8 protein-coding genes and 2 pseudogenes are annotated in these 13,081 nt (G+C 54.4%); 2 read left to right on the plus strand and 8 right to left on the minus strand.

The features are described 5' to 3' along the window. Positions 1-141: 141 nt before the first annotated feature. From RT018_RS13170 to RT018_RS13195, 6 genes and pseudogenes are all read right to left on the minus strand, one after another. Positions 142-987, minus strand: coding sequence for an HAD family hydrolase (locus tag RT018_RS13170; RefSeq protein ID WP_312942713.1), 846 nt, complete (start codon positions 985-987; stop codon positions 142-144). Positions 988-1,449: 462 nt separating this feature from the next. Beyond that, positions 1,450-2,328, minus strand: a pseudogene (locus tag RT018_RS13175) (stage 0 sporulation family protein); the annotation flags it as partial. Further along, positions 2,325-3,191, minus strand: coding sequence for a DNA polymerase III subunit delta' (locus tag RT018_RS13180; RefSeq protein ID WP_312942717.1), 867 nt, complete (start codon positions 3,189-3,191; stop codon positions 2,325-2,327). The pseudogene RT018_RS13175 and the gene RT018_RS13180, both read right to left, overlap by 4 nt. A gap of 431 nt (positions 3,192-3,622) precedes the next feature. Then, complete coding sequence (locus RT018_RS13185) at positions 3,623-4,516, minus strand: dihydrodipicolinate synthase family protein (protein ID WP_312942719.1); 894 nt, start codon at positions 4,514-4,516, stop codon at positions 3,623-3,625. 26 nt (positions 4,517-4,542) lie between these two features. After that, positions 4,543-6,261, minus strand: a complete 1,719-nt coding sequence (gene ilvD, locus RT018_RS13190; RefSeq protein ID WP_312942721.1) for a dihydroxy-acid dehydratase — start codon at positions 6,259-6,261, stop codon at positions 4,543-4,545. A 195-nt stretch (positions 6,262-6,456) separates the two neighbouring features. Further along, positions 6,457-7,875, minus strand: a complete 1,419-nt coding sequence (locus RT018_RS13195; RefSeq protein WP_312942723.1) for an SLC13 family permease — start codon at positions 7,873-7,875, stop codon at positions 6,457-6,459. Positions 7,876-8,309: 434 nt separating this feature from the next. Here RT018_RS13195 and RT018_RS13200 point away from each other — a divergent pair, with 434 nt between their 5' ends. Further along, positions 8,310-10,112: a DEAD/DEAH box helicase gene (locus RT018_RS13200; protein ID WP_312942725.1), complete on the plus strand. Its 1,803-nt coding sequence runs from the start codon at positions 8,310-8,312 to the stop codon at positions 10,110-10,112. 193 nt (positions 10,113-10,305) lie between these two features. Here RT018_RS13200 and RT018_RS13205 read toward each other — a convergent pair whose 3' ends face one another. Together RT018_RS13205 and RT018_RS13210 are read right to left on the minus strand one after the other, a co-directional pair. After that, a complete protein-coding gene (locus RT018_RS13205) occupies positions 10,306-11,115 on the minus strand; it encodes an SDR family oxidoreductase (RefSeq protein WP_312942727.1) in 810 nt (269 codons plus the stop codon). A gap of 61 nt (positions 11,116-11,176) precedes the next feature. Then, positions 11,177-11,941, minus strand: a complete 765-nt coding sequence (locus RT018_RS13210) for an IclR family transcriptional regulator (RefSeq protein ID WP_312942729.1) — start codon at positions 11,939-11,941, stop codon at positions 11,177-11,179. Between the two features lie 229 nt (positions 11,942-12,170). Here RT018_RS13210 and RT018_RS13215 point away from each other — a divergent pair. Further along, positions 12,171-13,081 (plus strand): annotated as a pseudogene (locus RT018_RS13215) (pyruvate:ferredoxin (flavodoxin) oxidoreductase); the annotation flags it as partial.

A 13,081-nucleotide genomic window follows, 5' to 3' on the forward strand; every position in this document is an offset into this window, starting at 1 on the left:
GAAAATCACTATGGATTTTTCTATTCAAGTGTCCAACTTCATCTTACAACCGGCCAAAAATTTCTAAACTTTAAATATTGTGCAAAGCGCCCCATCAGAATTCCCCATAAAAACCAAACGGGGATGGACTTCGTGCCGCCGTCAGGAATAACGCTCCTCCAGCGCAGAGATAACCTCTGCCAGCGCATCGTCCCGGGCGTCGCAGACCATCCGCGCCCCGCAGCGCGCCACGTCAGGCACGCAATTGGCGGGGGCGAAGCCCTGAGAAGCCCACGCCAGCATGGTCAGGTCGTTGCGTTCATCGCCCACCGCGTAGACATGCTCCGGTGCAATGCCTAGATGCGCCGCAAGGCGGCAGAGCATGCCACCCTTGTTCGCGCCCTTGGCGGTAAGTTCCAGGAGTGTTTTTCCCGAATAAATCAGCTCGTATTCCGCCGCCCAGTCCCGGCTGCGAATAAATTCTTCGGCGAGCATAAGGTCCCGGTGCTCCGCTTCAAACAAAAGTTTGCTCAAGGGCATGGGGACTTCCGTCAGGCGGCGCAGCGTCTGCACCCGTACCCCGGTGAGGTGCTCGTGGGCACGGATACTAGAATTTATCTGCACCGCGTGAATGACGCTGTCCAGATGATATGCCTCGACTCCAACCCGAGGAAATGCGTCCAGCACTTCTTGGCCCCGTTCTAAGCTCTGGGCGGTAAGAAGCGCCGTCTCCAGATATTCGCCCTTTTCAAAGTCGTAAATTGCTGCCCCGTTGCACACCACGCTAGGGGCATTCATAGGGATCAGCGGAGCCAGTCGCTCAAAAGCGGGCAGCGCCCGCCCGGTGGCCACGGTGAAGCGCCCGCCTTGGGACATAAAGGACTCCAGAGCCGCCCGGTTCCCCGCCGACAAAGGCGGGACGGGCTGTCCGCAGCGCAGTGCTTCTTCCGTATAAATCAAAGTGTTGTCAAAATCGCTGGCCAGCAGTACACCGTCAAATTTTCCCATGCCGTTCCTCCCAATTTCATAAAAGCGGGAAGAGGAATTTCCCTCTCCCCGCCATAAATTTTACGTGTTTATTCCCCCAGACGGGCCTCCGCCTTGGCCTTGGCTCCCACTTCCGCCCCCTCTGCGGCGCCCGCCTCTGTGGTGAGGACGGCGGACGGATTGCCCGCCTTCGCCTTTTTCTCCACGGGGCTTTTCACCAGCGGGCCGCTCTCCCTTGGGGGGCTGCGGCTTTGCCGGAGATTTGGGTTTGGCGGGGCGGGGCGGCTGAGGCTTTTCAGACGCGGTGGTTTGCCCCGCCGGTTTCTTTCCAGTGGAGCTGCCTTTTCCGCCGCGATGGCGGCGGCGGGAAGAATTTCTGCGTTCGCCGTCCTGTGGAGGCGCAATGCGCTCCCGGTTGGGCAGGTCTTCCAGTTTTCCTATCGACATCATCGGTTCGGAGGAGACAAATTGCAGAAAGTCCTCTTCCTTCGGCTCTTCCACATAGCGATCCGGCCGCTCGCGGGGGACTTCAATGCCCTCCCGACTGCCCTTGCCATTGCGAAGAACTCGAATTTCGCAGTTGCGATAGGTTTTTTGAGGCTCCGGCGCGGAGTCAAGGCTCACCTTTACAGTTTCCCGCAGAAGGTTCACGCTTCGCACGTTGCCGGGTCCGTCCGGCGTCTGCACAAAGGACTCGGCCTTCGGCATCCGTTTCACGGCGTCTTCATAGGCGTTCTGCTCGTACTTCAGGCAGCACATCAGCCGCCCACAAGTGCCGGAAATTTTAGCGGGATTCAGGCTGAGGTTCTGGGTCTTAGCCATTTTAATGGAAACAGGCAGAAACGAGTCCAGAAATTGCGAGCAACAGAAGGGCCGCCCGCAGATGCCGAGGCCGCCGATCATCTTCGCCTCGTCCCGCACACCGATTTGCCGCAGCTCAATCCGCGCCCGGAATACCCCGGCCAGATCCCGTACAAGCTCTCGAAAATCCACTCGTCCGTCGGCGGTGAAGTAAAAAATAATCTTGGTTCCCTCAAAGCTGAAGGAGACGTTTACCAGCTTCATGTCCAGCCCGTGATCCTGGATTTTCTTCTCGCAGACGTCAAAGGCTTCGCTCTCCCGCTTGCGGTTGTACTCCACGGTGCGCCGGTCGTTTTCCGTGGCCATACGGACCACGTTGCTTAAGGGGTGGACGATGGCGGAATCCTCCACCTCGTGATTCCCCTCCGTGCAGGTGGCGAACTCCGGCCCCTGCGCCGTTTCCACAATCACCTGATCGCCCATTTTAATTTGCCGGTTCCCCGGGGCAAAATAATAATTTTTACAGCCGCCACGAAAGCGGACGCTGATTACTTCGGTCAAAGGATACCCTCCAATTCCACGGCCAGAGCGCCCAACACGTGATTCACCCCCACGTTATACGCGCATTCCCGGCAATATGACTGCAATAGTTCTATTGTGTGCATGATTTGCTGTTTTGTCAAGTTTTTTGCAAGAAACCGGGCCGTTTTTTCACTCTTTCCCCGAACTTCCTGCCCATAGACGATCAAAAGTGCATCTGCGAACAAACCGTGGGCCTGCTCCAAGAGCATTTGAAGCGCTTCCCGATCGGTTTTTTTTCGTTCCAGCTCCACTAAAAGTTCCGTCACCGCACCCCGTTTTTTTTCACCCACGGCGCGACAAAGGGCCTCCACCTCTGGGGACAGCTCCGTCGCTTCGCTGCTTTCCGCCTCTGGGTGCAACCTGATTTCCACACAGCGGGAGCGCAGGGTTTGCAGCACCGCCGCCGGATTTTCCGCGCAGAAGAGAAACGCCGCATAGGGAGGGCCTTCCTCAACAATTTTCAGCAAAACATTTTGATCCTGCTCCGTTAAAAGCGCGCAGTCTTCAAAAATATAGACCTTGCGCGCCCCCTCGTTGGGGCGGATATACGCGTCCGCCCGGACAGCGCGCACCGCGTCCACGGAGAGGTTTTTATGCGCTTCGTCCCGCACGGTGGTTACGTCCGGGTGGATGCCTCCCAGCACCTTGCGGCAGGAAGGGCACACGCCACAGGGCGGTTCCTTTTCCGCCGTGCATTCCATTGCTGCTGCGGCAAATTGGGCCGCGCCTGCCCGGTCGCCCGGACCAGTAAACAGCAGCGCGTGGGCCAGAGCGCCCCTATGCGCAGCGGCGCGAATACGGGCCGCCGCTGGTGTGTTTTTTAATTTTTCCAGCTCCGCCATGGGAACCTCCCTGTTCGAGGACTCCGCATCGGCGGGCGCAGACGGACAAACCGTCTGCTTTACGGATATTGTAACACGGTTTTGCGGAAAATGGAATTCTGAATTTTGGGTGAAATGGAAAGTAAACCGGAATTTTTGCAGCTCAAGTAAGAAATGCTGCAAAAGCATACTGGAATTAAAGCAAAGACGTCATCGCAAGTGAATAAAGCGCGTGGTTTGCGATGCGATTCGTCTGCATTTTTCCCGCTCCGTCGCTGCACAAGCAGATTCCAAAGGGGAATTGGCACCGGTCTGCTTTGCATAGAAAAGAAAGAGAGGATGAGAGCCGACATGAATCGGTTCCCATCCTCGTTTTTGAATTGCAGTTGCTTTTTCGAGTATTTCTCTGTACGATTGAGGGATTCCTTCCGAAGTGCGTGGTTCAGCGGGGCTTACAGAATATTTTCGCGACCCAGCAGTTCAAGAATGCGCGCATCGTCTTCAACCGTGGCGTTGGGCATGGGGAATGTACCGGCGCTGTTGGTGCAAATTCCCCGTAGACGGGCCGTTTCCTTAATAACCGGCAGGAAAGGACTGCGGATGCTGTACAGATCCATCAGGCGGTCGATGCTCTGCTGGCCTGCGGCGATGCCGTCCAGATTGTTTTCACGAAAAGCCCGCGCCCATGCGGTGCATACCTCAGGCACCACATTGCTCAACGCGCCGATGCAGCCGTTGCCTCCGGAAAGAACGTTGTGGGCAAAGTTATCGTCAAAACCGGAGTAAATCTCAAAAGAGGGAATCAGGGGCTTAATCAATTTAATCAGTTCCCGGGTATGATCCATTCCCGAAATAGTATCCTTAAAGCCCACGATGTTGGAATGCTTCTGAGCCAGTTGAAGAACTGTTTCGGGGGGAATGGTGTAGCCGGTGTTATCGGGGAAATTATAGATATAAATCGGTCCGTGAATTTCTCTGGCCAGCCGGTCGTAATACTGAAACAGGGCCTCAGCTCCGAAATGGAAATAGTAAGGCGGGAGAATCATCACCGCGTCGGCACCTGCGCCCAAACACTCGTTGGAAAAGTCGATAATTTGCTGCGCAACCATGCTGGATGTGCCAATAATCAGTTTCACACGGTGGTTAATGCGCTCAATGGCAAACTTGGCCATAATGCTGCGCTGCTCCATGGGCATGGCGAAAAACTCGCTGGAACTTCCCTCCACCAAAATGCCGTCAATGCCTTTTTCAATCAGATTCTCGAAGAGCTTTCCCTGACTTTCCAAATCCAGAGTTCCGTCTTCGTGGAATAATGTGATGGCCGGCGCGAGATAAGCTGCTTGCATAATTAAATTCCTTTCAGATTCCCGATTTATTCCAGACCGGCGCCCTTCATAGCGGAGATGGCGTGGTCCGTGTAAAGCTTATAAAAACCCTTGCGTTTTTCGCGGGGCAGAATGCCCGCTTTAGAGCGTTCCTCCAGAACCTTTGTGGCTTCTTCAATGGTGCAGGGCACGCCGTGAATACCGGTGAGGTTCATGGTTCTTTCCATAATATCATAGGAGATGATGTCGCCCTCTTCAATAAAGGCGATGGGACCGCCGGCGGCCGCTTCGGGGCTGACGTGGCCGATGGCGGCGCCGCGGGTGGCGCCGGAGAAGCGTCCGTCGGTAATCAGGGCGACCTTGCCGTTGAGGCGTTCATCGCACACGATGCCTTCGGTGGTCATCAGCATTTCGGGCATTCCGCAGCCACGGGGGCCTTCGTACCGAATGACGATGATATCGCCGGGGTTAATCTGCCCGTTGACCACGGCGGCATAGGCATCTTCCTCGTGGTTGAACACACGGGCGTTGCCGGTGACCTTCCACTGCTCCTCCACGCAGGCAGAGTATTTAACCACGCTGCCCTCCGGGGCGATATTGCCCTTGAGGATGGCGACGCTGCCCTTTTCGGGTGCCTTGTCCACCGGGAAAATCACCTGATCGCGGGTCAGGCCGTAATTTTCAAGATATCCCAGATTGCGATTGAACCAGTTGTCCCGCTCCAGATCCTCCAGATTCTCGCCCAGCGTTTTACCAGTGACGGTCATCACGTTCAGATCCAGCATGTCCTTGAGCATCAGCTGCACCATGGGTACGCCGCCGGCAAACCAGAAAGATTCGGTCAGTTGGGAGCCGGAGGGATTAATGTTGCCCAGATGGGGGACCTGATGGTTGATTTCGTCAAACAGCTCGATGGGCAGCTCGTAACCCATCTCCCGGGCGATGGAGGGTAGATGGATGGTGGCGTTGGTGGAACCGCCGATGGCACTGTGGACAATGATGGCGTTGCGGAAGGCGGCGGGAGTCATGATCTGGCTGGGGGTGATGCCCAGTTTTACCAGATTCAAAATCTGCCGCCCGGCCTGACGGGCATACTGCAAAATGTCGCGCATAGTGGCGGGAACCAGAGCGCTGCCGGGCAAAGCCAAGCCAATCGCTTCGGCCATGCACTGCATGGTGCTGGCGGTGCCAAGGAAGGTGCACGCACCCACGGAGGGGCAGCCGGTGAGCTTATAATCCCGGACTTCCTGCGGTGAAATGGCGTCTTTGCGCTTTTGCCGCAGAGAAATGTCACCCGCCACCAGAGAGGTGGTCATATGGGGGCCGGGACGCATGGAACCGCCGGGCATGAAAATGGTGGGAATATCCATACGGGCCGCTGCTTTCAGGTGCGCGGGGATGGATTTATCGCAGCTGGAGGAGAGAATCATACCATCCCAAGGCACAGCGGATGCGTGAACTTCCACCATGTTGGCAATGGCCTCGCGGGAGGCCAGCACCAGGTTCATGCCGTCGTGGCCCTGCGCGCAGCCGTCGCAAACGTCCGTGGCATGGTACTGGGCGGGAAAGCCGCCCTTTTCAAAGACGCCAAACTTGGCCTGCTCGGCCAGCTGATTGAGGTGGACGCTGCCGGGATGGGAATCACCGAACACATCTTCAATCATAATCTGGGGCTTGGTAACGTCAGTGTCGTCCCAGCCGGAACCCATTTCCAGCGCGTCGAACTGCGCCCAGAGGGCTCTTTCCTTAATGCTCTTCTGATTCATAGTATGTTTCTCCTTTTTAACGGCGGAGCTTTGCATAATCATTGTCCAAGCTCCTGTTTCCTGTTTGGCTGCATAAAAATCGGGAAAAGGCCTGCCGCTGCGTCCACAGCGGCAAGCCATTTTCTCCTTAGGCATTGCGCTTACAGGAGAAGGCATTGGCTCCCCTGTGATATTGTGTGAAATATGTTGCCGTGCTTAGAACAGGCCGATGTTGGCACAGATGAAAACCAGGATGAAGCAGGTAAGGCCTGCCACAACATCCGGAATGGTGATATACTTCAGGCCCTGCTTGAGGTCCAGGTTGAAGAACTTGCTGATGACCCAGAAACCGGAGTTGTTGACGTGGTTGAAAATCATGGTGCCGGCGCCGATGGCCAGAGCGGTGGAGATGGGGGTCAGGCCCAGAGAAGCCATCATGGGCATGATAACACCGGCGGCGGTCAGTCCGGCAGTGGTCATAGAGCCAACGGCGGTCATCATGATCACGCCCACCAGGAAGGGAATCAGCAGACCGGGCACGCCGGATCCGGCGATCACTTGGCTCAGGCCGTCAATGGCGGGAGAGGACTTGATAACGGTGGCGAAAGCGCCGCCCATGCCGGTGATCAGCAAAGCGGGCAGAGCAACTTCCATGCCGCGAGCAAACCAACTGTTGAGCACCACTTCACGGAAATCCTTGGGATCCTTGCCCGTCACATCATTGTTGCTATTGCGGACAGAAGCCTTGTGAGCGATGGCCAAGAAGATGGTGTAAATCACGCCCAGACCCAGAGCCACAATCTTGTCGCCAAGAATGTCGGTGATGGCGCGAATGGAGGCTTCGCTATCGGGAATTGCCATCTTCACGAAGGAACTGAAAGCAATCAAAAACACGGGAATCAAAATCGTCATGAAGGAAGCAAACGTGCCGGGCAGGTCTTCCCCCTTGATGAGAATGTCGCTGACCTTATCGGAATGGGTCTCTTCAATCTCAGCCGCAACGGCGGGGACCGGTTCCACAAATTCCTTGTCCGTCCACTTGCGCAGAACCAGCCAAGTCACAAAGAAGGCAATCAGGGAAATCACGACACCCCAGGAGATGGTCAGACCCAGATCAGCGCCCAGCATGATGGACACGGCCAGAATGCCGGGGGTGGGGGGGACCATGGCGTGGGTCAGGTTCAAGCCACACTGTGTAAAGGCGGCCATTTTGCCCATGGATATGTGCTTGCGCTTGGAAAGAACGTTTGCAATGTTGGAGGTCAAGATGGTGGTGATGTCACCAAACACGGGGATGGACACCACGTAACCGGTCAGAGCCGGTGCCAGCTCCAGGTTTTTACCGTGAAACATACGAATAAAGAAGTTCGCAATCGATTTAGCCGCGCCGGTATCCTGCACACCCATTGCCAGAATCGCGCCCAGCATAATGGGGATACCCAGGCTCTGCAAGGTGCCGCCGAAACCTGCATTGATATTCACCAGAGATTCGGCGAAGGAGAAGCCCATGACCAAAGACATGACCAGAGCCACGGTAAACAGGGAAAAAACCGGGTGCAGCTTTGCTTTCATAATCAGCATCATCAGCGCTACGATGGAGAGACCCAGAATTACGAGAAATACGCCAGCAGACATAATAATACTCCCTTTCCTTTTGGATTTATGCGTTGCCATAAATGAGTTGCCATACACACATGGGACTTCGGCGCATACATGCGATGCCATGTGAAGCAGTATAACCACCTTAACGGAGGCATACTCAGCACCCCTTCACTAAGCCATTATTCCGCTATACGGAATTATATTCCGAAATATAGGAATAAATAATATCCCGGCCGGGAATACATCGCTTATAACAGCTTTATATACTTTTGCAAAATTTTTGTCAAGCACGCAAAGACTATTTTGGAAATTCCCATGAATCAGGTTGCATTTTTTGTTTATCTTGCTGGTATTTTGGAGATATGTGTAGTAAATGATTCTTGATAAGTGGTTTTACCGGTGGATTCCAAAACCAAATTATACAGAGACTGCGAATTAAAAAACACGAATGACGGGGTAATAGCAGAATGAAAAAAGAACGAAAGCAGCGCCTTGCTTTTGAGCGCGTCAAACATAATTTTTCTCAAATTCAGCGGCAGTCATTTTCGTCCCGTGCCCGCAGTCTGTGGCACAACGAGAGTTCTATCCGCAGCCAGCTTCGACAGCTTGGAAATCTCACGCTGACGGATTTTCCGGACGGGCAAGAGGTCTACGCCCAATATACTGCGCTGCTGGATAATGTGTCCCGGCGGGTGTTGGAGCAGTATAACCGCAAGACTGGGACGAATTACAGCTTTGACGCCGTTGTGGCGGAAAACCGTGCTGAGTATCTGCGCTCTGGAATTCTTTCGGTGCTGCTCTCAAGCCATATTCCCGGAATGGTCCGCGGGGAATTCCACCGGCTGCTGCCCCGCTTTCCGCAAGACGAATACCCGGAGGCACGACGGGAAAAGCGGATGTTTTATCTCCATCTGGGGGATACAAATACTGGGAAGACCTATCAGGCGATGCTTCGTCTGCGTCAAAGCCCGTCGGGGATTTATCTGGCGCCGCTGCGGATTCTGGCGCTGGAAAATTATGAGCGGCTAAATGCAGAGGGGCTTCCTTGCAGCCTGCTTACCGGGGAAGAGGAAGTGCTGACACCCGGTGCAAAGCATCTTTGCTGCACGGTGGAAAAAGCAAATTTAAGTGGCAAATACGATGTAGCGGCGATTGACGAGGCCCAGTTGCTGGCGGATTCTCAGCGGGGCGATGCGTGGACCCGGGCCATTTTGGGCCTGTCCTGTCCGGAAATCCACCTTTGCGGTGCAATGCTTGCTAAAGAGCAGCTGACCGCCATGATCCGGGACTGCGGTGACGACTATGAATTTAAGTCTTATACCCGGCTGGTACCGCTGCAGCCGGAATACGCGCCGGTGAAGCTGAAGAGCGTGGGGAAGGGAGATGCGCTGGTGGCTTTTTCCAAAGCCGCAGTGCTGTCTCTGTCGCGATATCTTGGGCAGATGGGGATCCGATCCAGCGTAATTTACGGGGACTTACCCCCAGAGGTGCGCAAGGGACAGTATGACGCATTTATTAGAGGCGAAAATCCGGTGTTGGTTGCCACAGATGCCATTGGAATGGGGGTCAACCTCCCTATTCGCCGCCTGATTTTTACGGAACTGGAGAAATTCGACGGGGAATCCCGCCGGCCTCTCACCTCTCAGGAAATTAAGCAGATTGCCGGAAGGGCAGGGCGTATCGGCATTTACGATGTGGGCTATGTGGCTTGTTTGGACGAGCGTATCCCCGTGGTGGAAGAAAAACTTGCCGCCGAAGATGAGCCCATTGAACAGGCTGTGGTCGGTCCCAGCGAGTCCATTTTGCAGATTGGTTTGCTGCCCTTACGGGAAAAGCTGGCGCTGTGGAGCACAGAGACGGAGACGCTGCCCTATTACCGCAAGAAAGATGTAAACACCGAGCTATTCCTGCTGGATATACTGGAACCCTACCATCTGCCGGAGCAGATGCAGTGGCGCTTGATGCGCGTTCCTTTTTCTTTGGGAAATTCCGCGCTGCTGGCCCAGTTTTCGGGGTATGCCCACGCCTGCTTTATTGCAAATGCACAGCATTTGGAAAAGCCGGTTCCGGAAGGGCCGTCCTGCGAACAGCTGGAATCATATTACCAGCAGATAAACCTGTACTATTCCTTTTCCAAGGCAATGAATCTGCCGCTTGATGAACAATGGGTTCTTGATACCCGAAATCGGGTATCCGACCGTATCCGTTCAGCGCTGGAAGCGCTTCGCTGGGTCCGACCGGAAAAGACATTCCGTGGGAGAGAACGATAAGAAACAAGGTTGCAATTTCGGTCTGTGCAAAAATACCGCGCAAGCGGGATCAAAAAAAGCAAAACAGTAGCATAACACATGCATTGTCGTCAGGCGAACGAAGCTATGCGAAGGCTCCTGTGTTGGAATGCAAGGAAGACGGCACTTTTAAAAGTGCCGTCTTCCTGATTGGTTTAGCGGACAAAGCCGCTTTTTAATATTGCGTGTCGTATTCCCAGGGCGCGCCGCCGCACAGGCAGCCGCCGTCCACATGATATGCCTGTCCGGTCATATAGGACGACGCATCGGAGGCCAACATGATGGCCATTCCCACCAGCTCGTCCGGCATTCCGGGACGACCCATAGCAATCCGCTCCCGCAGCCAGGGCGCGCGGGTGGGATGATCCCAGGTCACCTGTGTCAACTCAGTGAGGATGTGTCCCGGGCTGATGGCGTTGGCTCGGATACCATACTGTGCGAATTCCACAGCCATGGAGCGGGTCAAGGCCACGACGCCGCTCTTTGTGGCTCCATAAACAGAACAGCCACCCAGCATCCCCTCGTCGTTGTGAGAACCAATGTTAATGATGTTGCCACTTTTGCACTTGTACATCTCCCGGGCCACGGCCTGACTGAGCATAAAAACGCCCTTTAGATTTGTGTTCATAATCCGGTCATAGGTCTCCTCGGACACGTCCAGAAGCCCCTCCCGTTTATTCATACCAGCCACGTTGAACAGCACATCAATTTTTCCATATTGGGCGATTACAGCCTCCACACAGTTCTGGATGCTGCTCGTATCCGTCACATCCAAACGGAGGGCGGAAGCCTTGCCTTCGTTGGCTGTGATTCGGTCGACCAAGGCCTGACATTTTTCCACCGAGCGACCACACAGGACGACTTCCGCCCCTGCGTAAGCCAGTCCCTCGCTGATGGCCGATCCGATTCCGCCTGCAGCGCCGGACACTAGAATGGTTTTTCCATCCAAGCCAAACACATGATTGAGGTATTCTTTGCTGTTCATAGCTGCTTCCTTTCCTTGTGTGGGTCTAAGCCCGCCAATTGCAATGTGTGTAAAATGATTTTCACCTGCGGTAACCTAGCAACGCGGAAATTCGCTCTGCTGATTTTTTTACCTCATCAATGATAAATGTCTCGTCCGATTTCATCCGATAGTTGGGCCCGGCGATACTCACAGCCGCCCGAACGCGGCCCGTCATGTCATAAATCGCCGCGCCAATGCAGATGAGTCCCTGCTCAATCTCTCCGTTGTCCATGGCATAGCCGTATAACCGGGCCTTGACCAGTTCCTCCCGCAGCTGCTCGGGGCTTGTAAGAGTACTTTCTGTCATGGGAGTCTGATCCTTCATCCATTCACAATATTTATCAACATACTCCTCCGGCTGCGCGGCCAACATCGCCTTGCCGCCGCTGGTGGCATAGGCCGGCGCGCGACCTCCCACTTGCGTGTTGCATACCACGGAACGGTGTGTCTCAACTTTATCCAAATAAAAAATATCATAATCCAACATGACGCTGAGATTGACAGTCTCCTGAACCACTTCACTCAGCCGCTCCAGCTCCGGATGAGCCATGCTGCGTATGTCGGAGCGCCCTAAAATCGCGCTGGAAAGCAGATAGAGCCGGGGTCCCACGCGATAACTTTTGCGGATCGGGTCCTGCTCCAGATACTGCCGCTCCACCAGTGTGGAAATTTGCCGAAAGACAGTGGTGGTAGGAAGATCCAGACGATCGACCAGAGCCTTCAACGTCCACTCCGTGCCAGAATCCATAAAACATTCCAGAATCTGAAGGGCCCTCAAAATGCTGGAAACCTGTTCTTTTGCCATATATTTTCAACCTTTCGCACAGAATTATGCTTTGAAATTTGTCTGTTATATACTTGACAAATACTTTGCAAGCGCTTATCATGAGTATAACATAAGCATTTCCATTTGTGAATATTTTTTTGCCCCATTTTCGGAAAACAATTCCGCGATGCGGAAAATTGCGCATTGGCAGCGCAAAATTCCATGCTAAACACCGATCCCCGGACAAGAGGAAGAAAGGAACCAAACTATGAGTAAGAAAAGTGTTGTTATGGACGGCAATACGGCTGCGGCATACGTATCCTACGCATTTACGGAAGTCGCCAGCATTTTTCCCATCACGCCCTCCTCCACTATGGCGGAGAAGGTGGACGCTTGGGCAGCCAATGGAAAGAAAAATATTTTTGGAGAACCTGTGAAGGTTATTCAGATGCAGTCCGAGGCCGGTGCGGCTGGCACTTGCCACGGCTCTTTGCAGGCCGGCGCCTTGACCACCACCTATACCGCATCGCAGGGCCTGCTGCTGATGATCCCTCCCATGTATAAAATTGCAGGCGAATTTCTGCCTGGCGTATTCCATGTGTCCTCCCGAACCATCTCGGTCCACGGACTTTCTATTTTCGGCGATCACTCCGACACGATGGGCTGCCGTATGATCGGGTTCAGTATGCTGGCGTCCTCCTCTCCGCAGGAGGCGATGGATTTGGGCGCTGTTGCGCATCTCGCTGCAATTAAGGCACGCCATCCGTTCCTGCACTTTTTCGACGGCTTCCGTACCTCCCACGAGATGCAGAAGATTGACGCGCTGGATTATGACGATCTTGCCAAGCTGGTGGACTACGACCAGCTGCTGGCGTTCCGTAAAAACGGGTTGAATCCCGAGCATCCTTCCACACGAGGCACCACCGTCAATCCCGATATTTTCTTCCAGTGCCGCGAGGGCTGCAACGAACACTATGCGATGCTTCCCGCCATTGTCCAGAGCTATATGGACGAGATCAATAAGCTTACTGGCCGGGATTACAAGCTGTTTAACTACTATGGTGCACCCGATGCAACCGAGTGCGTGATTCTCATGGGCTCCTCTGCCGAAACCGTGAAGGAGACGGTGGACTATCTTAATGCCCATGGCCGCAAGGTCGGCATGATTCAGGTGCATCT

It is taken from the genome of Oscillibacter sp. (assembly GCF_032060045.1).
GTDB lineage: Bacteria > Bacillota > Clostridia > Oscillospirales > Oscillospiraceae > Oscillibacter.